This window comes from Streptomyces sp. NPDC014623 (assembly GCF_043088245.1).
GTDB lineage: Bacteria > Actinomycetota > Actinomycetes > Streptomycetales > Streptomycetaceae > Streptomyces.
Map to the genome: position 1 here is coordinate 85,032 of NZ_JBIBZU010000025.1, position 23,415 is coordinate 108,446.

The window sequence follows — 23,415 nt, forward strand, 5'->3', positions numbered from 1 at the left end:
TCCGGTTCAGCCGGACGTACCGGTGATCATCGTGTGACGGGGGTGTGGAACCTGGTCACCCGGCAGCCTCTCGGGCCGGCGGGGACCGGCAGCCCGCTCGATGGCCGCCTCGACCGCCGCGAGCCGGTCCGCGAGCAGCCCCAGCGCCCCGACCGCACGGGAGGCGGGGTCCCCCTCCGGGCCGCCGAGCGCCTGCGTGCGTACGTAGGAAGAGGTGATCGCCGCCCACCGCTCCGCCTGCGCCGGGGTGAGCGTGCCCCGCAGGGCGGCCAGCTTCAGCAGGTTCGACTCGGCGCCCGTGGTGAGCGTCTGGGCCTCGCCCGCGTAGTGGTCGTCGATGAGGGCGGCGAGCTCGGCGTCGTTCATGACGGGCACGATCCGCTCCGCGATCTTGTTCATGTCCCGGTACGAGCCCTGCAGCCGGAACGGCGGTTCGGTGCGCGAGGCGTCCGTCTGCGCCGCCGAGGCGATGTACGCCGCGTTCACCGCGAGGACCGTGTCCCGGGCGGTGAGCAGATGGCGCAAGGTGGAGAGGATCCGCTCCAGCTCGGCCGCGCTGTACGGGTGGTCCAGACGGTCGGCGGAGGCAGGGAGGTCCGCACCGGAGGCGAGGCGCACGAGGCGCTCGAGATCGCTCCGGGAGCGCGCGGCCAGCGGGGCCAGCACCGGGTTGGCGGTCAGCGCGTTCTCGACGAAGCTCAGCGCGAAGACCTCGTCCCGGCCGCTGAGGACCTCACCCAGGTTCCATACGTCGGCCCGGTTGGCGAGCATGTCCGGAATCCGGAACCGGGCCCCGGACTCGGTGTACGGATTGCCCGCCATCACCACGGCGAACCGCTTGCCCCGCAGGTCGTAGCCGCGTGGCTGCCCGTCCTGCACCCCCTCGACACGGCGGGTCGTGTCACAGAGCGGGATGAACTTCTGGAGCAGCTCGGGCGAGGTGTGCTGGATGTCGTCCAGATAGAGGAGCGTGTTGCTGCCCGCCGCCAGCGCGAAGTTGATCTTCTCGACCTCCCGGCGGGCGGTCGCCCCGGGCGCCAGTGCCGGATCGAGCGAGGTCACGTCGTGGCCGAGGTTCGGGCCGCTGACCTTGACGAGGACCATCCCGATCCGCTCCGCGACGTACTCCACCAGGGTCGTCTTGCCGTAGCCCGGCGGGGACACCAGCAGAAGCAGGCCCTGGGAGTCGGTGCGCCGGTCCCCGTCGGCGGTACCGATCTGTTTGGCGAGGCTGTCACCGACGAGTGGGAGGTACACCTCGTCCAGCAGCCGGCTGCGGACGAACGCCGGTATCGCGCGCGGCCGGTGGTCGTCCAGCCGCAGCCGGGACCGCTCGGCCGCGACCAGGGCGGTCCGCAGTCGCTGGTACGCGCGAAATCCAGGCACGGCGCGGGCGCGGAACTCGGCCGTCCGGGCGAGGATTTCGTCCAGCCGGATCGTCAGCCGCCCCCGCACCAGGCGCGGGTGGTCGCCGAGGAGGCCGTCCACCGTCGCGGTCAGCGGCGCGTCGCAGTCGTAGCGCTCCAGCTCCGGGCACAGCTCCACGGCGGCCGCCTCGGCGAGATCCCCGTCGTCCGCGTCCGTGCCGCTCGCGGCGGCGTAGGAGGCGAGCCAGCCCTCCACCAGCCGGCGCCTGGCCGGGAGGTCACCGGCCAGGGCGGCCAGGTCCTCGTCGTACGCGGATGTGCCCAGGGCGCGGCGGAACTTCTCCAGGAAGGTCCGGGCCGGCGCGCTCGTGACGAAGCCGGCGGGACCACCGGCCAGCTCCTCGAAGAGGTACTCGGCGACGGCCGGTTCCGACCGCATCACCGCCGCCCACTCCTCCTGGAGCGTGGCGACGGCGGGAGCGAGTCCGAAGGTGGCACGGGCCCGGGCCAGCGAGCGGGCCTGCCGTGTCCAGGACGTACGCAGGGCCTCGTCGGCGTCGTGCGCCCAGAAGAGCTGGGCCGCCGTGCGCACCGAAGGCGTGAAGCGCAGCAGCCCGGCCCCGGCGCGCAGCCGCAGCAGCACCGTCAGCACGGCGAGCGCGTCCTGGTCGTGGACGCCCCGCTGGTACCCCTCGTCGTACGCCGAGGCCGCCGCCTCCCGCACGAGCGCCGTGAGGTCGGCGCCGGCCAGGGCGTCCGCACCGTGCTCGTCCAGGAGCCGGGCGGCCAGGTGCTCGGCGCGGTAGACGTCCGCCGACTCCGAGGGCAGAGACTGTTCCCCGTGGACGCGGGCCGCCGCGAACTCCGGGTCGGTGACCGGCGCCCGGTAGTCCGTGCCGGTCAGCGCGAAGGCGAGCCCGCCCTCCGAGGGGACCAGGGTCAGGTCGAAGGGCCGGGTGTTCACCGCGAAGCGGTGGCGGCCCAGCCGGATCACCGAGCCGCCGTCCGTGTACAGCTCACCCCGGTCACGCAGCGCGCGCCCCGCCTCCTGCCGGGCCGCCTTCAGCCGGCCGTCCAGTTCCCCGGCGCGGACCGGGTCGCCGAGCGCGCGGAGCTCCTCGGCGGTGCGGCGGACCTTGGCGACCATGGGGTCGGAGGCGAAGTACGTGTGGACGGCGTCCGCGTCCTCCAGCCCGGCCAGTCGCCGGGAGACCGTCTCCAGGACCCGGGCCGCGGACTCCGCGAGGCGTTCCGCGCGCCGGGCACGGGCGTCCTGCAACGTCTGCTTCCGGCCCGAGAAGGCCTCGTACACCTCCGTACGGCGCTCGCCGATCCGGCCCAGGAAGTCGTCGGAGTCCGCGAAGCGGGACTCCAGGTCCTCCAGTTGCAGCAGCACCCTGGCCAGCTGCTCGTCACAGGCCTCGGGGGAGTCCGCCGAGGCGAGCGCCCCCGTGACGGCCTGCCCGAGCAGGGCGAACTCGGCGGCGAACTCGGCCTGTCCCTCCCGGGACACCAGCTCCCCGCGCCGGGCGCCGAGGGTCGCGCGGGCCCGGTTGGCGCCGCCCAGTACCTCGGCGATCCGCTCCAGGACCGACGTACGGACGGTGGCGTCGCCCATGTCCAGCCCGGTCACCACGTCCGTGACCGTCGCCAGGCCGTCCGTGATCTCCGTCAGCCGGTCCTCGGCCGATGAGGCGTCGGTGACGCTGCCCAGCGCCTCCGCGCCCGCGGTGATGTCCGCGATGTCCTGGTGGTACCCGGTGAACGCGTCCTCCCGGGCGAGGAAGGCCACGGCGCGCTGGGCGGCCGACTCCAGATCCCGTTCCGTCTTCTCGCGGAGCGCGGCGATGCGCTCCGTGTCGGCGTACCGCATCTCGTCGAGTGTCGCCAGGTGGCCGTGGGCGCGGCGGAGTTCGGTGAGCCTGCCGACCCAGTCGGCGGCCGAGCGCGGGGCCTCGCCCCGGATACGGCGGACCAGGGCGGTGAGCCCGGCGGCCGCCTCGTCGAGCGCGGCGGCGGCCTGCCCGGTCAGCTCCTGGACCGTCCCGAACTCGGCCAGGACCTGGCGGGCGGTGGCCCGCAGCTCCTCCAGCGGCTCGGCGAGCGCTCCCAGCCCGGGATCGGCGAGCCAGTGGTAGCGGTCGCCCGCCCGGCCGCAGTCGGCGACGAGCCGGCCGTACACGGCGGCCGTCGGCGTCATGTCCCGCACCCCGTGCGCCAGGGCCAGGCAGTCGGAGATCCCGCGCACCAGATCGGCGTTGCCCGTCCGGGCGAGCGGCCCGGTGCCGGCGGGACGGGAGGCGGCGTAGGTGTCGGAGACGTACGGGGTCTGCCAGCGCTGCAACGGGTGGACCCGGCCCGGTCCGTCCGCACCGTCCTTCAGCAGCACCAGGGTGCCGTCGTCGAGGAGGGCGTGCCCGCGTCCGAGCAGGGGGGTGGCGACCTCCTGGCGGATCAGGTTGTAGGGCAGGAGCAGGGTGCGGCTCCCGTCCCTGGACCGGAAGACGTACAGCACGTCCTCGCCGTTGGGCGAGGGGACCGCGCCCTCGAAGACGGGGTCGTGGAGCTCCCCCGCGGTGTCGAAGGTCCTGGCCGCCCCGGTGGTGAGGTAGTAACCGCCGGGGAAGATGATCCCCTGGTCCTCGGGGAGCAGACGGCAGGACGGCCCGATCGCGTCGAGGCGCCGCACGGTGGACAGCAGCGTGTTGAAGACCAGATGGCGCCAGGCCTCCTCCTTGTACGGGCGCACCCGCAGCAGGATCAGCGGGCCGGCCACGGCGTACTCGACAGCGGCGTCCGCCAGGGACTGCAGCGGCTCGTCGACCGGCTCCTCGTAGATCCCGTCGGGGGACCCGGTGCCGTCGGTGGTCCTGACGGTGAGCGTGCCGCCCAGCGTGTCCACGAACACCCTGCCCAGCACGGAGACGTGCGGATGCCGGCCGGGCACATGGGCGTCCCGCCCCGCCGGGACCCACTCGACGTCGTGCGACGGCGGGAAGACGTGGTCACGGTCGCCCCGGGCGTCCAGGAAGGCCCCGGGCGCACCGTCCGGACCCAGGGCCCAGCGCAGGACCCGGATGTCCTCGGCGGTCTCACCGGTACGGAAGACCGCGAGCAGCCGGCCGTTGACGCGCCGTAGCCGCAGCAGCCGGGCGTCACGGTAGTAGCGGTGCAGACCGGTGAACTCCCGTACGAAGGCCGTGTCGTCCAGCAGCCCCGCGTCCGCCTCCTCCAGATCCGGCTCGCGCAGGACCAGGACGTCACCGACCCCGGCGTCACCCCGTGCGCCCGGCCCCCGCTCGAAACCGAACAGCAGGCGCCCGCCCACGGCGACGAGGTCGCGCGCCACCGAGGGGTGCTCCGTACGCACCTGTTCGGTGGAGAGGAGGCGCAGCCCGGCGGAGCCGAACTCCTCGGTCCGCCGCTCGTTGAGTGCCTCGGCCCGCCGGACCAGCTCGTCGGCCTGCTCGTGGAGCCGCCGCCGGAGCATCCCGTAGGCATCGGCGTCGGCATCGGTGAAGGTGACGTCGCGGTCCATGCGTGAAGCTCCCTACGAGATGACGTTCGACGACCCGCCCGTCCGGTGGCAGGGCCGGGGTGGTCCGGCCACCGGACGGGGCCCTGCTACTGACCGACTGCCGCGCCGTTCCGCGAGGCCGTTCCGCCGGCCGGGGCCGTCCCCGCCAGGGACGACACCGTCATCCCCGCCAGACCCAGTTCTTCGGCGGCGGCGAGCAGCTGCCCCACCTGCCCCGAGGCCGCCCCCGGTGCCCGCATGAGCTGCGTCAGCAGGGCCGAGACCGTCAGGTTCCGTACGTCCCCGGTGGACACGGAGCCCAGGACCTTGGTCAGGTCGTCCGTGAACGACCCCCGGCCGTCCAGCCACGGCCCGGCCAGCGCCTGCGCGGTCTTCGAGTTCTCCACGAACCCGTCCACGCTCCGGCCCAGCGAGATCGAGGACACCAGACGGTCGAAGAAGACCGAGTCGCCGCCGACGATGTCGATGTCCGCGTTCTCCAGTCCCGTCGCCAGCACCGTCGCCTGGGCCTCGGCGACCTGCCGCTGGACGTCGAACCCGGCGAGCCTGATCTCCTTCTCCGCGTCCAGCCGCAGCCGGTACTCCTCGTGCCCGCGGGACGCCTCGTCGAGTGCCGCCATCGCCGCGGCCTTCTGGGTGAGCCCCGCCGCCTCGGCCTTCAGCTTCTCGCCGATCACCGCCGCGTCCGCTGTGGCCTGCGCCCGCGTCCCCTCCGCGACCGCCAGGGCCTTGAGGCGCGCACCCTCCGCCTCGGCCCTGAGCCGGGCCTCCGTGGCCTGGGCCTCCGCACGGCCGGCCTTCTCCGTGACCTCGGCCTCCGCCTCCCGGACCTGGACGTCCGCGAGCCCGGCGGCGGCACTCTCCGCCTGGACGCCCTCCGCGAGCCGCAGCTTCGCCTGTGCGTCCAGGTCGGCGGTCTTCAGCCGCGCCTCGGCGAGCGTCAGCTGCTCGGCCGCCAGGTGCGTCGCCGCCGCCTCCGCGGCCTCCGCCGCCTTGATGTCCTTGACGAGCTTCTCCTGCGCCTCCGCCTCCGCGGCGATGATCACGGACCTGCGGGTGCGCTCCGCCTCCTCGACGGACCGCAGGGTCAGGATCGACTCCTCCTGCTCGGCGACCGTACGGTCCACCGCGATCCGCTCCCGGATCACGTCCGCGACCTCACGGCGCTCGGCCTCGACCTCCTTCGCCGCGGCGATCCGGTTCAGCTCGGTCTCCCGGTCCCGGCCGATGACCTCCAGCAGCCGGTCCTTCTCGATGCGCTCGTTCTCCACCGCGATGACCCGTTCACGGTTCTTCTGTGCGACGGCCACCTCGCGCGCCTGGTTCTCCCGCTGGATGCCGAGCTGCTCCTCGGTGCGGATGAACGCGCTCTGCGCACCGAGCCGCTCCTCCTCCTGCACCCGTGCGGTGACGGCTTCCTCCCGGGCCCGCAGCGTCTCGACCTCGCGGCGCTGCTTGATCTCCGCCTCGGCCTGCCGTCGCTCCAGCTCCAGGATGGTCTCGCGGGCGTCGACGTCCTGCCGGGTGATCTCCTTCTGCTCGGTGCGCTGGAACTCGTTGGTCCGCACGTGCTCGATCGCCGTCAGCTCGGTGATCTTCCGGATGCCCTGTGCGTCCAGGATGTTGGCGCCGTCGAGCTGCGCCATCGGCGTCTGCTCGAGGAAGTCGATCGCGGCGTCGTCGAGGTGATAGCCGTTCAGGTCGGTCCCGATGACCCGGATGATCCGGTCCCGGAACTCCTCGCGCTTGGTGTAGAGGTCGACGAAGTCCAGCTGCTTGCCGACCGTCTTGAGTGCCTCGGAGAATTTCGCGGCGAAGAACTCCTGGACGGCGGCCTTGTCGCTCGCCCGTTCCGTGCCGATGGCCTGCGCGACCTTGATGACGTCCTCCACGGTCTTGTTGACCCGGACGAAGAACGTGATGTGGATGTCGGCGCGGATGTTGTCCTGGCAGATCAGGCCCTCGCGGCCGGTACGGCGGATCTCGATGGTCTTCACCGAGATGTCCATGGTCTCGGCCTTGTGCAGCACCGGAAGGACCACGGCACCGGTGAAGGTGACGTCGACCTTCTTGGTCTTGGAGATGATCAGTGCCTTCCCCTGCTCGACCTTGCGGAAGAGCCGGGTGATGACGAAGACCAGAGCGATGGTGATGAGCAGGACAACGGCGATCATCACGCCGATGCCCCAGGAGATGGCATCCATGTCAGTCCCAGACGTACGAAGAGGAGGAGCGCCCCGCATCACGGCGCGCGGAACCACGGGCCCTCGGGCCCGGAAGGAGAAGGCGGGTCAGCCGGCCTCGCGCGGCAGCGGTCGCGGGGCGAGCGCCGCGTCGTACGACGAGACCCAGAAGAACTCGCCGCCGGCGTCGTAGGCGTAGAGGAGCCCCGTACTGCCGGAGCTGAGCACCTCACCCGGAGCGGACGGCATCAGTAGCTGCCTGACCTGCACGATCGCGGTCGAACCGTCGGCTGCCGCGACCTCGGCCTGCCCGAAGTCGGCACTGACGGACCCGGTGCGGATCGTGCAGATCCGGCCCACGAAGTCCTCCCGGGACGGTGGAGGTTCCGCGGGGAAGAACCGGCGGAAGCGGCGTACGAGCATGCGGACCACCCCCCAGGCGGTCAGTAGTGACCCCGCCAGCACGGCGAGGTGGAACACGGCCCGCAGGGTGCCGGTGGCTCCGCTGCTCAGGACCAGGACCGAGCCGGTCAGGCCGGTGAACCAGGCGACGACGACGAACAGCGACACCGACACGGAGACGGGCACCCCGCCGAAGCCGGCCGCTTCGGTGTCGAGGTCGGTGTCGAAGGAGTCGTGCCCGGCGGCTCCGGCCAGCACCAGCAGCCAGAAGCAGACCACGACCACCAGGGCGGCACCGAAGAGGACGGTGGGGAAGGTGAGTGCTACGGAAAGGAATCCGGTCATCAGGTCCTGCCCCCGTCCCGCCTGCCGTCGTACGGTCACCGGAGGCCGTGCGGCGGTGGGCGGGGGCACCGGCGCCACGACACCGCGAACGGTCCCGCGGCAGCCGGTTCCTTCCCCCGTGATCCCCCGTACTTCCCCCGTGTGCTGCTGGACCGATCGTGCCATCGGGAGCCGGCCGGGCACACTGCCGGAATCCGGCAGCCTTCCCGGGCCGTCGTTGCCGGGCACGGGCATCCGGTTCTGCGCGTTGGTGGGATGACGGTGCTGTCGAGTACGGAGGAGCGCGTGGTGGCGGAGCCCGAGATTTCCGAGAGATTCCTTGAGGGCTATGCCCGCATCCTGTCCGAGGCGGCGGAGACCGGCCGGCGGCTCACCCGGGACGAGCTGGAGACCCGGCGCGCGCTCGGCCGCGAGGCCGCGGAGGCGGGACACCAGCTGCGGGCCCTGGTGCGGCGCCATCTCTCGGAGACCCGTGCCGCCTGGCCGCCCGCCGCGGCGGGCACGTCGTCGGCCGACGCCGTGCTGAGCGCCGTGGAACAGGCCGTCGACGCCTTCGCGGAGGGCTTCGAGCGGGCGCAGCGCCTCACCGTGCGGCGCGAGGAGGCGGCGCGGCGGGAGTTCATCGACGACCTGCTGTACGGACGCAGTGACCTGGGCAGGCTCGCGGAGCGCGCCACCCGTTTCGGGCTGCGGCTCTCGAGGGCGCACGCCGTCGCGGTGGCGGCGGGCCCCGAGGCGTACACCGAGTCCGATGCCGTGCCCCGCGGTGTGGAGGCGGCGATGCTCGCGCGCTTCAGCGGCCGGAAGATCCTGCTGACGACGAAGGACGGGCGTCTCGTCTGCATCGCCCCCGGCAGCCAGCCGGACGTCCTGCGGTACTTCGCCAAGCAGGCCCACGCCGCGACGGACGGCCACCAGGTCGCCGTCGGCCGCCCGCACCGCGGTCCCGGCGGAGTGGTCCACTCGTACGACGAGGCGCTCGACGCCCTCGATCTCGCGCAGCGGATGAGACTCGACGATCCGGTGCTGTACGCCTCCGACCTGCTGGTCTACCCCGTGCTGACCAGGGACCGGCAGGCGATGGCCGACCTGGTGCGCAGCGAGCTCGGTCCGCTCAGGGAGGCGCGGGGCGGCGCGGAACCGCTGCTGCGGACGCTGTCCGTGTACTTCGACGCGGGCTGTGTCGCCGCCGAGACGGCCCGCCGGCTGTCGCTGAGCGTGCGCGCGCTGACGTACCGGCTGGAGCGGATACACCAGCTGACGGGGTCGGATCCGTCCGACCCGATGCACCGCTACACGCTGCAGACGGCGGTGATCGGCGCACGGCTGCTGGACTGGCCGGCGAAGGATCTCTGACACCGCACCCGGCCGGGGAGCCCGCGCCCGGTGCCCGGCAGCCCGCGGCGGGCGGCGGTCGCGGGCGTACGGCCCGAGGGCCCGGACCGTACGCCCGGCGCGGACGGCCGCTCTACAGGTCGAACTCGTGCGGCGGCAGGTCGAGCGCGAAGCACGCCTCCCGCACGACGGCCTGCTCCGACTTGTCGAAGTCGCCGTCGGCGCCGCCGATCACGATGCCGATCTGGATGACGGCACGCGCCTCGGCGGGCTTCTTCCTCGCCTTGGCGATCTCCTGGAGCACACTGACCTTGCCGAAGGCGAAGTCCGCGGTCAGCTTGTCCACGTAGGCGTTGAACCGGCGCTGGAGGTCGTCCGCCGGGAAGTTCCGCAGGACGTCGTTGGTGGCGATCAGCGAGGCGACGCGCTGCCGCTCGGACGGATCGATGGAACCGTCCGCCGCGGAGACCAGGGCGCACATGGCCATGCTCGCGTCCCGGAACGCCCCGCTCCTCAGGTCGTTCTTCTTCGCCTCCAGCTGCGTCTGCATCGTCGACGCGGATTCCTTGATCCGATCCCAAAGGGCCATGACGTCTCCATACGTTGCGTTGCCTGTGGTGCGGGAACCAGTCGAACTCTACAACGGTGTAGAAGAAGCGTGGGCGGCCGTCCACGGCACCGCGGCCCCCCGAGCGCGGGCACTCAGTAGGATGCGGCGGATGAACAGGCCCACAGCTACGGATGACGGCGGCACCCAGGACGGCCCACGGCTGCCCCGGCGCGGCCAGGGGCAGCTGGAGTCCCAGGTCCTGACCGTGCTGCGCTCGGCGGGCGGCCCCGCGACGGCCGGCTGGGTGCAGGAGCACCTGGACGGCGACCTCGCCTACACCACGGTCATCACGATCCTCTCCCGCCTCTACGCCAAGAAGGCCGTGACCCGGACCCGCCAGGGCCGTTCCTACGCCTGGACCCCGGCCTCCGACGAGGCGGGGCTCGCCGCCCTGCGGATGCGCCGCGTCCTGGACGGCGAACGGGACAGGGGAACCGTCCTGGCCCGGTTCGTCTCGGCGCTGTCCCCGGGCGACGAGGCCAGGCTCCGTGAGCTGCTCTTCCGCGCCGGGGACGGCCCCGACGACGGTTCGGACGGCTCCGCCGCCCCGGAAGGCTGAGAGCCACCACGATGGGCGTCTTCGTCTACCTGCCACTCGTCCTGCCGCTGACCGCACTGCCCATGGCGCGCCTCGCCGAACAGCACCTGCACCCCAGGAACGCCACCCGGCTGCTGGCCGTCGTCGGCTCGACACTGGCCCTGTGCAGCACGCTCTGCCTGGCCCTGCTCATGGTGGTGGGCACGGCCCAGCTCCCCGGCAACCCGCTGCCCGACGGCTGGTCGGACCCCGAGGTGCGCGCCGCGGTGCCGTACGAGGAGAAGGCCGGCCTGGTCGCGATCGGAGCCCTGGGAGCGGTGGTGGTGGCCTGCGGCAGCACCCTGCTGCGGCACGCCAGGACCCGCGTGCGCGCCACCCGCGCCCTGTCGTCGTACACCGGTCACGGCCTGCCGGGGGACCTCGTCGTGCTCCCGTCCCCCGACCCGTACGCGTACGCCCTGCCGGGGAGGCGCGGACGCGACGGCAGGATCGTCGTCTCCACGGCGATGATGGAGTGCCTGGACGCACGCGAACGCCGCGCGCTCGTCGCTCATGAACGCGCGCACCTGGCCGGCCGCCACCACCGCTATCTGCTGGTGACGCAACTGGCGGCGCGCGCCAACCCGTTCCTCCTGCCCCTGCGCACGGCGGTGGCGTACAGCACCGAACGCTGGGCGGACGAGGAGGCGGCCTGCGCGGTCGGCAGCCGCCGGGTCGTCGCCACGGCGGTCGGCAGGGCGGCCCTGGTACCGCACCGCCCGCCGGGACCCGCCGCGCTCCCCGCCTTCGCGGCGGCGGGCCCCGTGCCGCGCAGGGTGGCGGCGCTGCTCGACCCGGAACCCCCGGCCGGCCTCTGGCCCCCGGCCTCGGCCCATCTGGCCCTGGCGGCGGTGACCGCGACGGTGGGGACGGGGGCCTCGGCGCTGTCGTCGCTCAACGCGACGGTGACGCTCGTCGGCATCCTCCACGCGGCCACCCCGCTCTGACCCGCCGGCGCTCCGTCAGTCGGCGTCGCGCCCGGCGTGCTCGGGCGTGAGGTCGTCGTGCCCGGCGTGCTCCGGTACGAGGTCGTCGTGCGAGGGCATCGGCCGGCCGTCCGCGGGCACGGGCTTCCGGCGCCTGCCGGCCAGCGCCGCCTCGAGCTTCGAGGCCACCGGTTCCGTCCACCGGGCGGTGAGCGGTCCGGCGATCACCAGGATCAGCACGTACGCGGTCGCGATGGGCCCGATCCGTGGTTCCGTCGCCACGGCCAGTCCGGCGATGACGATCGAGAACTCCCCACGCGCGACCAGCGTGCCACCCGCGCGCCAGCGGCCGCGCGGACCGATTCCGGCCCGCCGGGACGCGTACCAGCCGGTGCCGATCTTCGTGAAGACCGTGACGAGTGCCAGCAGCGCCGCCGGAAGCAGCACGGGCGGGATCTCGGCCGGATCGGTGGACAGCCCGAAGAACACGAAGAACACGGCGGCGAACAGGTCCCGCAGGGGTGTCAGCAGCTTGCGCGCGCCCTCGGCGACCTCGCCGGAGAGGGCGATGCCCACGAGGAAGGCGCCGACGGCCGCGGACACCTGCAGCTGCTGGGCCACCCCGGCCACCAGGACGGTGAGCCCGAGGACGACGAGCAGCAGCATCTCCGGGTTGTCGGAGGACACCGCACGGCTGATGAGCCGGCCGTGGCGCAGCGCCAGGTACAGCACGAACCCGACGGTCCCGAGCGCGATCAGCAGCGCCATGCTGCCGCCCGCCAGACCGACACCCGCCAGCATCGCGGTGAGCAGCGGCAGGTAGACGGCCATGGCGAGGTCCTCGATGACGAGGACGCCGAGGATGACGGGCGTCTCGCGGTTACCGAGCCGCCCCATGTCGGTCATCACCTTGGCGATCACGCCCGACGACGAGATCCAGGTGACCCCGGCCAGGGCGACGGCCCCCACGGGCCCCCACCCGAGCATCAGGCCCGCCGCCGCGCCGGGCGTCGCGTTGAGTACGAAGTCGACGACCCCGGACGGGTACTGCGTCTTGAGGCTGGTGACGAGCTCCGAGGCGCTGTACTCGAGCCCGAGCAGGAGCAGGAGCAGGATGACGCCGATCTCCGCCCCGATGGCGGTGAACTCCTCGCTGGCACCGAGCGGGAGCAGACCGCCGTCCCCGAACGCGAGCCCGGCCAGCAGGTACAGCGGGATCGGAGAGAGGCCTATCCGGCCGGCGAATCTTCCGATGATGCCGAGCCCCAGAATGACGGCGCCCAGTTCCACCAGCAGTGCGGTCGTGTCGTGCATGGTCAGCCCTCCGCGATGATCTCGGAGAGCGTGTCGACACCCTCACGTGTTCCTACGGCGACGATCGTGTCCCCGATGGCCAGCCGGAAATCGGGGCCCGGCGACGGGTGCGCGCTGTGGGTACGCAGCACCGCCACGATCGACGCCCCCGTCCGTGTGCGCGCCCGGGTGTCCCCGAGGAGCCGGCCGCCGTACGGAGAACGGGTTCCGAGCGGGATGTGCTCGGTGACCAGATCGATCCCTTCGGTGCGCACGGCGTCGATCGGCGCGGCGTCGATGAGGTGTGCGAGCGCGGTGGCCTCGGTGGTGGTCAGAGGTACGGAGAGCACGCATGAATCTGGGTCGTCCTTCTCGTAGAACCCCAGGAACCGCCGCCCGTCGTGGTGCACGACCACGGAGACGTGCTGCCCCGACTCGGTGGTGTAGTCGTACTGGACGCCGACTCCCGGCAGCGACGTGCGGTGGGTTCCCATGGCTTCCTCCGGAGGAGCGCGCGGCGGCAGAGTGACGCTTTTGATCATCTCTTTATTCGCCCATTACCTTATCCGGCCGCGAGGATCACCCGGAGGAACGCTTTCTCCCGCTGCGGAGGCGGCCGCACGCGAACCGGGGCGGTCCGAAGACCTCACCGCGCGGAAGCGGGCTGCGGCTCCGGTGCCGCTGTTCCCCTTTCCCGAGAGGGGCTACCGGGCGAGCTGGGCGCAGATCGTCTTTCCGGCTCCCGGGCCGGGCGTGACGGTCAGGGCTTCGGTGAGGCGGCGGACCATGTGCCATCCGAAGCCGCCGGTGGCGCCGTCGAGGTCGGGGGTTCGCGCGCGGGGGAGCGCCGGATCGGGGTCGCTGACCGCAGCGGTCAGGGTGCGGGGCCCGGCCGAGAACCGGAGGGTGTACCGGCCGCCACCGTGGCGCAGTGCGTTGGTGACGAGTTCGGAGACCACGAGGACGAGAGTCTCGGCCAGCGCCGGGTCCGGTGCCGGGGAGAGGTGGTCGGTGAAGATGCGGGCGGCCTTGCGGGCCCGGTGGATGCTTTCCGTGCTGTCGCCCCGCACCACGGCCTCCGCGGGGGCCGTCGCGGTGTCAGGGATCTTCGTGTCGTTCATACGCGTACACCCCACCTGTGATCGGTTGTGACGCTTCCGCCTGGATAACCCGGGTGCCCGCCAGGACGGCCTTCCTAACTAGGTCCTCACCCGGTGTGCGCCCCGGTGCAGCTATCGAACACCAGTGGCGGCAGAAGTGCGCCACTCCGTCTCGCAGAAAATCTGTCATGACGGGAGTAGACATGCGCGCCCACTCGTATTAGTGTCTTCCTCGTAGCCAAGGGATCGAGAAGGCCCGGCAGAGACGAACTGCCGGTAGCAGTACGCGTAGTTCGCAGGACGGTGCGGTGGTGGAGTCCCGAAGCCAGGGTGGTTGCAGGACGGCGACGGGGCTGACGACCGGACCGGGTGGTCGCAATGTTGAGGGACCGCCATCAGCAGTACGGAACAGAGCAGTAAGTGATCCAGAGGGAAGAACGGAGGAGTTGAACACCATCGGGATCGCCCGGGCGGAAGAGTACGAGCCCGGGTACCGCAGGACATCGATAGGCAGGTGGTCTCCGGTCACGCATCCGCGATCCCCGCACCCCCGGCTGTGTACCGGGCAGTGCGGACACAGAAGGTCGGCGCATCGACAAGGCCGGCAGATGGTGTAGCAGTTTCCTTCGGGGCCCTGGTGCCATATGGCACCAGGGCCCCTCCAGCGCGTTCCAAGAGAGGTGAAATGCCCGCAGACGATTCCTACCGCCGTCTGGACGACGACGACTTTCCCGCCTACACCATGGGCCGGGCCGCCGAGATGATCGGCACCACGCCCGCCTTCCTGCGCGCCCTCGGTGAGGAGCGCCTGATCACCCCCCTGCGCTCGGAGGGCGGGCATCGCCGGTACTCCCGCTATCAGCTGAAGATCGCCGCCCGGGCGCGCGAACTCGTCGACCAGGGCATCGCCGTCGGAGCCGCCTGCCGCATCGTGATCCTCGAGGACCAGCTCGAGGAGGCCCAGCGCATCAACGAGGAACTGCGCAGCTCACCGGCAGGGTCCCGTGCCCCGGCGGACGCCTGATCGATCCGTGCACCGCGGGGCCGCCGTGCGAAGGACCGGTCGCGCCGGGCGGGAGCGGACAGGAGTGTGCCCGGCCGGTGAACCGCAGCCGGCCGGGCACCGAGGCGGGGCGGCTCAGTCCTTGATCTCGATCTTCTCGCCGCCGGCCGCCGGGGCGGGCACCACGGGCGCGGCGCCGCCCGCCCTGCTCTGCAGGTCCCGGAGCAGCGCGCCGAGGTCGACGCCGGTGGTGGAGTTCAGCAGTTCCAGACCCTGGGCCACGTTGTCGGTCACCGTGCGGGACAGCTGGCTCGCGCCGTCCGTCGAGATGACCGTCATCTTGTCGATGGCGCTCAGGGGCTCGGACGCCTTGGCGACGACCTGGGGGAGCACCTCGACCAGCATCTGGAGGACGGCCGCGTCACCGTACTGTGCGAAGGCATCGGCCTTCTTCTGCATGGCCTCGGCCTCGGCGGCGCCCTTCGCGGCGATGGCGGCGGCCTCGGCCTCGCCCTCGATGCGTACGGCGTCGGCGAGGGCCGAGCGGTGGAGCTTCTCGCCCTGACCGGTGAGACGGGAGCGCTCCGCGTCGGCCTCGGCCTCCTTGACCTGGGCGATACGGCGGGCCTCGGCCTCCTGCTCCGCCTGGTAGCGGGCGGCGTCCGCGGGCTTGCGGACCTTGGTGTCGAGCTCGCGGTCGGTCAGTGCCGCCTGACGCTGGGCGACCTTCTCCTGTTCGGCGAGGACCTCCTGCTGACGCGCCGCCTCCGCGAGAGGGCCCGCGGCGTTGGCCTTGGCCGCGGCGGCTTCGGTCTCGGCCTTGATCTCGGCCTGCTTCAGGTAGAACGTCCGCTCCGCGACGGCGATCTCCTCGGCGGCCTTCAGCCGCGCCTGCTCGGAGGCACGCCGGGCGATGGCCTCGGCGATGTCGGCCTCCTGCTTGGCACGGGCGGCCTCGGGGCGGCCGAGGTCCTCGAGGTAGGAGCCCTCGGTGGTGATGTCCTGGATCTGGAAGGCGTCCAGGATGAGCCCCTGGCCGGAGAGGCTGGCCTCGGCCTCCTCGGCGACCTGGCCGGCGAACGCGGCCCGGTCGCGGATGATGTCCTCCACGGACATGCGGCCGACGATGGCGCGGAGGGCTCCGGAGAGCACTTCCTGGGTGAAGCCGACGATGCCGTTCTGCTGCTGGAGGAAGCGCTGGGCCGCGGCACGGATCGCGTCCTCGCTCCCCCCGACCTTGACGATCGCGACGCCTTCGAGGTTGGACTTCACACCCCGCAGGGTGACGGCGCCGCGCACGGCGACGGGGATGTGCCGGCTGGAGAGGTCCAGGGTGAACTTCTGCTGGACGAACGGCACCACGAAGACACCGCCGCCGACGACGACCTTCTGGCCGCTGTTGTCGATGCTGGTGCGGCCGGTCACGGGGTCGGTGGACTTCTTGCCGCGACGGCCGGTGATGATGAAGGCCTGGCTGGGCCCCGCGACCTTGTACCGCGTGATCACGGCGAGGGCCAGGAGCACGGCGAGTACGACGATTCCGATGACGGCGATCACTACTGGACTCATGAGCGGTTCCCCCTTGCCGCCCCCGACGGAACGGCAGTGTGTTCGGGTGTACGGGTTGCGGGCGGGCGTACGGATCGGTGGCGGTCAGCGCTCGACGGGCCGGACCGTGACCGAGGTGGTCGAGAGGGTGGCCTCCACCCAGACCTCGGCCCCGCGTTCGACCGGGACGGCGCTCTTCGCGGAGAACTTCACGGTCTGGCCCGCGAGCCGCAGCAGGACCTCGCCGTAACCGTCGGCCGGGATCGGGGTGACCACGGAACCCGAGGTGCCGACGAGGTCGTCGCCGCGAGGCGTGGCCGTGGTCTGGTCCCGCATCAGGGCCTGGCTGAACTTCCAGGTCAGCCAGGCCACGACGACGCCCGCCACGGCTCCGGCCGCGAGGGCCACGGGGACGCCGGTACCGGTGGTGCCGAGCACGATCGCACCGCCGAAGCCGAGCGCGGACAGGAATCCGGCGATGACCGGCAGCGAGAGCAGACCGTCGAAGAAGCCGTTCAGCAGCCCGCCCAGCGCGTCACCGAAGAGCCCTTCGAGGATGCCGTCGAAGACCAGGGAGAGGGCGAGAAGCGCGATTCCCGCAATGCCGAGACCAAGAAGCACGGTCACGTGATCACTCCCCCGGTGTTCGCTGTCCCCGAAACGCCCCCGCCGGACTGGCTGAATGGTCCCACGGCGGAGGACGCGGCGGTACTGCCGGAGTCCGGCAGTTCTTACGGTTTTCCGATGCCGGAAAGCTGCTGGGTGAGCGTGCCGACCGACTGGAAGGTGGCGCCGAGCAGGGCGACGTGCTTCCACCGCAGCAGGCCGTCCGGCCCGATCAGGAAGACCGAGCGGCGTACGCCGATGCCGGGCGCGGCGACCCCGTAGGCCCGGCAGGTCTCCCGTCCCGTGTCGGCCAGCAGGGGCATACGCAGTCCCTGGCCACGGGCGAAGGACTCATGGCTGTCCACGCCCTGTGGGCTGATTCCCCAGACCTCGGCGTCGAGATCCTCGAAGGCCTCCAGGCCGGAGGAGTACGCACAGAGCTGCTTGGTGCAGACGGCCGTGTTGTCACCGGGATAGAAGGCGAGGACGACGGCCCGGCCGCGGGCGGCGGAGAGCGTGTAGTCACGCCGCTCGAAGGTGTCGTCGGCGAGCATGCCTCCGGGGAGGGTGAAGTCCGGTGCGGGAAAGCCGGTTCGGGGTCCTGACGCCATGTCGGCGGCTCCTTGGGTCGCGTACGGGTACGGTCCGTACCTCGCCCGGTGAACGGTACTTTCCACACATCGGCACGTTCGGCCCGTGAACGCGCCGTCCGGCACCGAACATGGGAGAGCGCGCGGGCGGCTGCCCGCACCACCCCGAGCTGGAGGTACGTGTGGCCGGAAGACCGCCGTCGGCAGCGGTGCTCATCCTCCACGGCGGTTACGAGACCGGCCTGGCGTCACCGGCGCCCGGTGTCCTGAACCTCCCCGGGCTGCGGATGCTTCCGGTCTCGCGCGCGGTGTCCCGTGCGGTGCGCGGTGACCCCGGGGTGCGCGTGCAGCGCGTCCGCTACACGCACCGCGGCTGGAACGGCCCCCGCGAGGACCCGCTGCACGACGCCCTACGGGTGCTGGACACCCTGCGGCGCGAGGCGGGGGACGTCCCCGTGGTCCTCCTCGGCCACTCCATGGGCGCCCGTGCCGCGCTCCACGCCGCCGGACATCCGCTGGTCCGCTCGGTGGTGGGCCTCGCCCCGTGGTGTCCGCCCGGTGATCCGGTGACGCAGCTGGCGGGGCGTGACGTCATCCTGCTGCACAGCACCCGGGACCGGGTGACGAGCCCTCTGGCCTCCCAGTCGCTCACGGCCAGGGCACGGCGCGCGGGCGCCCGCACCTGCCTGGTGACGATCCCGGGCAGCGACCACGCGATGATCCGCCGGGCCCCGGCCTGGCACCACCTGGCGGGCCTGCTGGTGGCCGGGCTGCTGGGGCTGACCCCGGTGCCGGAGCGGGTCGCGGCCGCTTTCGGGCTGCCACCGGGTGCGACGGCCTCCGAGGGCACACTCCCGCTGCACGGACTCGGCACCGGCGGGCCGGGCCCGCGGAGATGCGGCGCGGCGCGCGACGGCGGACGATGAGGTGCCGGGTGCCGGTCCGCCCGGGAGGCAGGCAGCTTCGCCCATGTCCTTCTGGAGGCTCCGTTGCAGGCCGAAGAGCACGCCGCCCCGCCGCTTCCCGACACGGCGGTGCTGGCCGCGTTGTTCGGCGGCAGCCCGGCCGGGGTTGCCGTCCTCGACAACGAGCTGCGCTGTCTGTACGTGAACCCGGCACTCGAACGGCTCAACGGGGTCCCGGCCGCAGCACGTCCGGGCAGGAGCATCACCGAGGTGCTGCCGGACATGGACGTGCGGGCGGACGTCATGCGCCAGGTCCTGGCCGACGGGCGGCCCCGCGAGATCACCACCGCCGGGCGGATCCGGGCGGACTCCGGCACCGAACGGCGGTACTGGCGTGTCGCCCTCCACCGGCTCGAGGAGAACGGGCGGGCGCGGGGGCTGGTCGGAATCGCCCAGGAGGTCACCGCCACCGAGAACCAGTGGAGGGAGCTGAAGAGGGCCAGGAGCTATCTGACGCTCCTCGACAACGCCGCCGTCAGCATCGGCACGACCCTCGACGTGGAAACCACCTGCCAGGAACTCGCGGAGTTCGTGGTGCCCGCGATGGCCGACGCGGCCGTCGTCGAGATGCTTCCCGAGGACGACGGGCACAGCCGGCGTGAGCCACCGCCCGGAGTGCTGCGGCTGCGGCGCGCCGGGGCGGCGGCGGCCCCGGAACTCGCCGACGCGCTGAACCGGTTCGGTGGGGCCGGTACGGACATCGACTACCAGGAGGACGCTGCCGTCCCCCGCTGTCTGGCCGCCGACGAGCCGGTGATCGAGAACTTCACCGAGGGCGGGCAGCCCGGCCGCGCGTCCGCCGCCGCATGGATGGCCGCCTACCGCGCCGTCGGCCTGCACTCGGCGGTCGTCGTACCGCTCACCGCACGGGGACGCCCGCTGGGGGTGCTCAGTCTGCTGCGGGCGGGGGACTCACCGCCGTTCACCGAGGGGCCGGACGTCGTCGTCGCCCGGACGCTCGCGGGCCGTGCCGCCGTGGACGTGGACCACGCCTACCGCTACACGCACGAACATCACATCGCACGAGAGCTCCAGCGTTCCCTGCTCTCCGAGCCGCGGGTGCCGAACCCGGACATCGAGATCGCGTCCCTCTACCTCCCCGCCGGCGAGGGGGCGGTGGTCGGCGGTGACTGGTTCGACGCCATTCCGCTGAAGGGGGGCCGCCACATGAAGGTCATGGGCGACGTGATGGGCCACGGCGTGGAGGCGGCCGTCGCCATGAGCAACTACCGCTCGATGCTGCGCCTCATGGCCGAGGACGACGACCCGCCGCACCGCATCCTGGCCCGTCTCGACAAGGCGGTCGAGCAGTCCGGCCTCGACCGGGCGGCGACGTGCCTGATCGCGGTCGTCGACCGGCGGGAGGGGGTCTGCGAAGTGGCCAGCGCGGGGCACCCTCCGCCGGTGCTCATCGACCCGGGGGCCGCCCGGGCGCGGGTGGCGCGGGTGCCCGTGGGGCCTCCCCTGGGCACGGGCCTCGGCGGGTACAGGACGACGGTGGTGCCCTGCGGCCCCGGGACGGTGCTGTTCATGTACACCGACGGGCTGGTGGAACGCCGGGGCGAGGACATCGACGTGTCCGTCGGACGGCTCACGCGGCTCACCCTTCCGGCGAGCGGGCAGCTCCAGGACCTGCTGGAGGAGGTCGTCGACCGGTTCGCGGACACGGCCGAGGACGACATCGCGGTCCTCGTCTCGCGGAGCCGGGGCTGCTGAACACCTCTGCCCCACGGGCCGCTGTCGGTGGCGGGTGCGAGGATCCCGCCATGGCACATCTGCTCCTCACCGACATCGAAACCGCGATCCGCAGCAGCTGGGACGCCGACACGACGACACCGGTGCACCGGCCGCACTGGGACGCGCGGAACCCGGCCCGTGATCAGTGCGGCGTCACCGCCCTCGTGGTCAACGACCTGCTGGGCGGCGAGCTGATCCGGGGAGAGGTGCGGGTCGGGGGCGAGCGCGTCGACCACCACTGGTGGAACCGGCTGGGCAAGGGCGTGGAGATCGACCTGACCCGGGAGCAGTTCGCGCCGCACGAGATCGTGTCCGGGGGTGTGGTGGTCGAGCGGCCGGCGGAGATCGTACGGCTCCGTGAGGAGTACGAGCTGTTGCGCGCCCGGGTGCTGGAGAGGCTGCGGGGGCGGATGCGGGCGGAGGAACGGCCCGGGGCGGTCTGAGCCCCGGCCGCCCGGTCAGTGGGAGTGCCGCCGGGAGTGTCCGCGCAGCCGGCGCAGGGCGAACACGGCGGACGTGGCCAGGGGCAGCAGCCCCGTCGCGGTGTGCGCGGCGGCCGGCCCTCCCCGGGTGCCTCCGGCCCTGCGCACCTGCTTGACGGCGCGCATGACGGCGATCGCGCTGCTGCCCGCACCCATGAGCAGACCGGCCTTGGAGTTCGCGGGTTTCCTGGGCATCTCGTATGCCTCCCGGTGACATCGCTGTGCGGTCCCCGCCTCCACGTAACCGGCTCCAGGGGCGGCCCGCAATCGGGGCCCGTCCGGATTTCCGGGCTTTCGGGCCGCTCCGGACGGCCAGGGCGTGCACCCCGGGTCGCGCGGACCGGGAGAAGGCCATGGCGCGCATGAATGTAGCCCTTCACGACGGGGGATGCGTGAAGGGCTACCCGTGCAGTATGACCGTTCACCGGTCCGCCGACAACTGACCGGTCGGTCAGTGCTGTTGGGGTGGTCAGGCGGCTAAGGAGGGCTCCGGCCCGGCGCCGCGCGGAGGGGGGGCCGGGAGTGGGCCGTGCCGGGGGCGGAGGAAAGCTGGCCCAGCCGCGATAGACATGACTTTTCGGTACGCCTAGGCTTTCTTCTGCGGTCAGGCCACATCAGTGACCCGGCGCACAGCAGAAGAGGTGCAGATGCCCCCGGAATCCCCGTCGCACGCCACGGACCGTCTCGATGACGACGACTACCCCGCGTACACCATGGGGCGGGCCGCCGAGATGATCGGTGCGACGCCAGGCTTCCTCAGGGCGATCGGCGAGGCCCGCCTGATCACCCCGCTCCGCTCCGAGGGGGGGCACCGCCGGTACTCGCGCTATCAGCTCCGTATCGCCGCCCGGGCCCGCGAGCTGGTGGACGGCGGGACCCCGGTCGAGGCCGCCTGCCGCATCGTCATCCTGGAGGACCAGCTCGAGGAGGCCCTGCGCCTCAACGACGAGCTGCGCCGCCCCGCCGCCGGCCGGAGCGGCAGCGATTCCTGACCGGCGCACGGATGTATATCTGTTTCGGCGGGCACAGAAATGTGTGCAATGAGCAGTGAGAGTTTATGCCGTGTACGGTGGAGTGAAGGCATAGTGATATGGCGTACAGCTCGCCTGCGCTCAAATCGTGCTACTGTTGATCTCAGTTGCAGTTGTGGTTCCCAAAACTTCAAGTGCACTCACCGGATTCGGTGGGCGCGCTTTTGTATTTCCGGTCTTCCGGACGGGGCAATCATTTGCGGCGACGTAGGGCTCGCACAGTGTGGGCCCACGGGCAACGCCCCGAAGGAGATATGACATGGCTACTGGCACCGTGAAGTGGTTCAACTCGGAAAAGGGTTTCGGCTTCATCGAGCAGGAGGGTGGCGGCGCTGACGTCTTCGCCCACTACTCGAACATCGCCGCCCAGGGCTTCCGTGAGCTGCAGGAAGGCCAGAAGGTGAACTTCGACGTCACGCAGGGCCAGAAGGGCCCGCAGGCGGAGAACATCACCCCCGCCTGATCGCTCAGGCGTACGGCGCAGCTGGGGCCCGCACCTTGGGGTGCGGGCCCCAGCTCGTTGTGTTTTTCCCGGCCGTTGTCACGGCTGTCGCACCGATGGAGTAATTCCCGGTGTGTACGCGTCATGACGCGGCAGTCATATGCAGTCATGTGAAGTGCTGAATCCGACTGGTTCATCCGGCGGACGCGCTTCGTTCTTCTTTATTTCACCGGCTCGTTCTTGCGATTCTTGGCGCCGTACATGGCTGCAGCCGCCCGGAAAGAATCCCTCGATACGTGCCATTCGAGGGAAAGGTTCTCCATTGAACCGCGATCGCACAGCTCGCACGAACGACCGATTTTCCCGGACGCGCTCCGGCGGATCCGGTGGCAGCCGCACTGCCAACGGGTTCCGCTCCGCGGGGTCCGGCCGCCAGGGCGCCCCTGGTCCGCAGAGCCGCTCCGGCGGGCCGAAGCGCTCCGGTGGCTACGGCCGCCGCGCCTCCTCCGTCACGGGTGAATTCGCCCTCCCGGTGACCATCACCCCCGCCCTGCCCGCCGTCGAGTCCTTCGCGGACCTGGACATGCCCGCGCCCCTGCTGGCGGCACTGGCTTCCGAAGGCATGTCCGTGCCGTTCCCCATCCAGGCGGCCACCCTGCCGAACTCGCTCGCCGGACGGGACGTACTGGGCCGCGGCCGCACCGGGTCGGGCAAGACGCTCGCCTTCGGTCTGGCCCTGCTCGCCCGCACCGCGGGCAACCGCGCCGACGCGCGCCGTCCGCTGGCCCTGGTCCTCGTCCCCACCCGGGAGCTGGCCCAGCAGGTCACCGACGCGCTCACTCCGTACGCCCGTTCCCTCAAGCTCCGGCTGGCCACGGTCGTCGGCGGTATGTCGATCGGCCGTCAGGCCAGCGCCCTGCGCGGTGGCGCCGAAGTGGTGGTCGCCACCCCCGGCCGGCTCAAGGACCTCATCGAGCGTGGCGACTGCCGGCTGGACCGGGTCGCCGTCACGGTCCTGGACGAGGCCGACCAGATGGCCGACATGGGCTTCATGCCGCAGGTCACCGAGCTGCTCGACCAGGTCGGCCCCGACGGTCAGCGCATGCTGTTCTCGGCCACCCTGGACCGCAACGTGGACCTGCTGGTCCGCCGCTACCTGTACGACCCGGTCGTCCACTCGGTCGACCCCTCGGCCGGCGCCGTGACGACGATGGAGCACCACGTGCTCTACGTCCAGGGCGCCGACAAGTACGCGACGACGACCGAGATCGCGGCCCGTGAGGGCCGGGTGATCATGTTCCTGGACACCAAGCACGCCGTGGACAAGCTCACCGA

General features: G+C 72.0%; 21 protein-coding genes. 10 read left to right on the forward strand and 11 right to left on the reverse strand.

Going from position 1 to position 23,415, the window contains the following annotated elements; all coding sequences use genetic code 11:
* Positions 1 to 6: 6 nt before the first annotated feature.
* The 3 genes from ACF1FZ_RS30685 to ACF1FZ_RS30695 form a co-directional block, all read right to left on the reverse strand.
* The gene (locus tag ACF1FZ_RS30685) at positions 7 to 4,905 is read right to left on the reverse strand and encodes a DNA repair ATPase (protein WP_391776651.1); all 4,899 of its coding nucleotides are present in this window, start codon (positions 4,903 to 4,905) and stop codon (positions 7 to 9) included.
* Between the two features lie 86 nt (positions 4,906 to 4,991).
* Complete coding sequence (locus ACF1FZ_RS30690) at positions 4,992 to 7,109, reverse strand: flotillin family protein (RefSeq protein WP_391776652.1); 2,118 nt, start codon at positions 7,107 to 7,109, stop codon at positions 4,992 to 4,994.
* 87 nt (positions 7,110 to 7,196) lie between these two features.
* Positions 7,197 to 7,835, reverse strand: coding sequence for a hypothetical protein (locus tag ACF1FZ_RS30695; protein ID WP_391776653.1), 639 nt, complete (start codon positions 7,833 to 7,835; stop codon positions 7,197 to 7,199).
* A 288-nt stretch (positions 7,836 to 8,123) separates the two neighbouring features.
* Between ACF1FZ_RS30695 and ACF1FZ_RS30700 the strand changes: the two genes are divergently transcribed.
* Positions 8,124 to 9,191, forward strand: a complete 1,068-nt coding sequence (locus tag ACF1FZ_RS30700; RefSeq protein WP_391776654.1) for a PucR family transcriptional regulator — start codon at positions 8,124 to 8,126, stop codon at positions 9,189 to 9,191.
* A 112-nt stretch (positions 9,192 to 9,303) separates the two neighbouring features.
* Here ACF1FZ_RS30700 and ACF1FZ_RS30705 read toward each other — a convergent pair whose 3' ends face one another.
* A complete protein-coding gene (locus tag ACF1FZ_RS30705) occupies positions 9,304 to 9,759 on the reverse strand; it encodes a tellurite resistance TerB family protein (protein WP_391776655.1) in 456 nt (151 codons plus the stop codon).
* Positions 9,760 to 9,889: 130 nt separating this feature from the next.
* On the opposite strand from ACF1FZ_RS30705, the gene ACF1FZ_RS30710 reads away from it, so the two are divergent.
* Both ACF1FZ_RS30710 and ACF1FZ_RS30715 read left to right on the forward strand, forming a co-directional pair.
* The gene (locus ACF1FZ_RS30710) at positions 9,890 to 10,339 is read left to right on the forward strand and encodes a BlaI/MecI/CopY family transcriptional regulator (RefSeq protein WP_391776656.1); all 450 of its coding nucleotides are present in this window, start codon (positions 9,890 to 9,892) and stop codon (positions 10,337 to 10,339) included.
* Positions 10,340 to 10,350: 11 nt separating this feature from the next.
* Positions 10,351 to 11,304, forward strand: coding sequence for a M56 family metallopeptidase (locus ACF1FZ_RS30715; protein WP_391776657.1), 954 nt, complete (start codon positions 10,351 to 10,353; stop codon positions 11,302 to 11,304).
* Between the two features lie 15 nt (positions 11,305 to 11,319).
* Here the strand turns inward: ACF1FZ_RS30715 and ACF1FZ_RS30720 are convergent, their stop codons facing one another.
* From ACF1FZ_RS30720 to ACF1FZ_RS30730, 3 genes are all read right to left on the reverse strand, one after another.
* Entirely contained in the window at positions 11,320 to 12,597 is a 1,278-nt protein-coding gene (locus tag ACF1FZ_RS30720; protein ID WP_391776658.1) for a cation:proton antiporter, read from the reverse strand.
* Positions 12,598 to 12,599: 2 nt separating this feature from the next.
* Positions 12,600 to 13,070, reverse strand: a complete 471-nt coding sequence (locus ACF1FZ_RS30725) for a cation:proton antiporter regulatory subunit (protein WP_391776659.1) — start codon at positions 13,068 to 13,070, stop codon at positions 12,600 to 12,602.
* A 210-nt stretch (positions 13,071 to 13,280) separates the two neighbouring features.
* Positions 13,281 to 13,697, reverse strand: coding sequence for an ATP-binding protein (locus ACF1FZ_RS30730; protein ID WP_391776660.1), 417 nt, complete (start codon positions 13,695 to 13,697; stop codon positions 13,281 to 13,283).
* Positions 13,698 to 14,361: 664 nt separating this feature from the next.
* Here ACF1FZ_RS30730 and ACF1FZ_RS30735 point away from each other — a divergent pair.
* Positions 14,362 to 14,700: a MerR family transcriptional regulator gene (locus ACF1FZ_RS30735; protein WP_391776661.1), complete on the forward strand. Its 339-nt coding sequence runs from the start codon at positions 14,362 to 14,364 to the stop codon at positions 14,698 to 14,700.
* Positions 14,701 to 14,814: 114 nt separating this feature from the next.
* Here ACF1FZ_RS30735 and ACF1FZ_RS30740 read toward each other — a convergent pair whose 3' ends face one another.
* From ACF1FZ_RS30740 to ACF1FZ_RS30750, 3 genes are all read right to left on the reverse strand, one after another.
* Complete coding sequence (locus ACF1FZ_RS30740) at positions 14,815 to 16,248, reverse strand: flotillin family protein (RefSeq protein ID WP_391776662.1); 1,434 nt, start codon at positions 16,246 to 16,248, stop codon at positions 14,815 to 14,817.
* Positions 16,249 to 16,332: 84 nt separating this feature from the next.
* Positions 16,333 to 16,854 carry a hypothetical protein gene (locus ACF1FZ_RS30745; RefSeq protein ID WP_391776663.1) on the reverse strand — a complete coding sequence of 174 codons (522 nt, stop codon included), beginning with the start codon at positions 16,852 to 16,854 and terminating at the stop codon, positions 16,333 to 16,335.
* 104 nt (positions 16,855 to 16,958) lie between these two features.
* Entirely contained in the window at positions 16,959 to 17,444 is a 486-nt protein-coding gene (locus ACF1FZ_RS30750) for a peroxiredoxin (protein WP_391776664.1), read from the reverse strand.
* A gap of 161 nt (positions 17,445 to 17,605) precedes the next feature.
* Between ACF1FZ_RS30750 and ACF1FZ_RS30755 the strand changes: the two genes are divergently transcribed.
* From ACF1FZ_RS30755 to ACF1FZ_RS30765, 3 genes are all read left to right on the forward strand, one after another.
* On the forward strand, positions 17,606 to 18,349 hold the full coding sequence (locus ACF1FZ_RS30755) for an alpha/beta hydrolase (RefSeq protein WP_391776673.1): 744 nt from the start codon (positions 17,606 to 17,608) through the stop codon (positions 18,347 to 18,349).
* Between the two features lie 63 nt (positions 18,350 to 18,412).
* On the forward strand, positions 18,413 to 20,104 hold the full coding sequence (locus ACF1FZ_RS30760) for a SpoIIE family protein phosphatase (RefSeq protein ID WP_391776665.1): 1,692 nt from the start codon (positions 18,413 to 18,415) through the stop codon (positions 20,102 to 20,104).
* A gap of 50 nt (positions 20,105 to 20,154) precedes the next feature.
* Complete coding sequence (locus ACF1FZ_RS30765; protein ID WP_391776666.1) at positions 20,155 to 20,568, forward strand: hypothetical protein; 414 nt, start codon at positions 20,155 to 20,157, stop codon at positions 20,566 to 20,568.
* Positions 20,569 to 20,583: 15 nt separating this feature from the next.
* Here the strand turns inward: ACF1FZ_RS30765 and ACF1FZ_RS30770 are convergent, their stop codons facing one another.
* Positions 20,584 to 20,802, reverse strand: coding sequence for a hypothetical protein (locus ACF1FZ_RS30770; protein ID WP_391776667.1), 219 nt, complete (start codon positions 20,800 to 20,802; stop codon positions 20,584 to 20,586).
* A gap of 452 nt (positions 20,803 to 21,254) precedes the next feature.
* Here ACF1FZ_RS30770 and ACF1FZ_RS30775 point away from each other — a divergent pair, with 452 nt between their 5' ends.
* The 3 genes from ACF1FZ_RS30775 to ACF1FZ_RS30785 all read left to right on the forward strand — a co-directional run.
* Entirely contained in the window at positions 21,255 to 21,599 is a 345-nt protein-coding gene (locus ACF1FZ_RS30775; protein WP_391776668.1) for a MerR family transcriptional regulator, read from the forward strand.
* A 298-nt stretch (positions 21,600 to 21,897) separates the two neighbouring features.
* Positions 21,898 to 22,101 carry a cold-shock protein gene (locus tag ACF1FZ_RS30780; protein ID WP_014155340.1) on the forward strand — a complete coding sequence of 68 codons (204 nt, stop codon included), beginning with the start codon at positions 21,898 to 21,900 and terminating at the stop codon, positions 22,099 to 22,101.
* A 301-nt stretch (positions 22,102 to 22,402) separates the two neighbouring features.
* Positions 22,403 to 23,415: DEAD/DEAH box helicase (locus ACF1FZ_RS30785; RefSeq protein ID WP_391776669.1), on the forward strand; the 1,013-nt coding region annotated here is incomplete at its 3' end.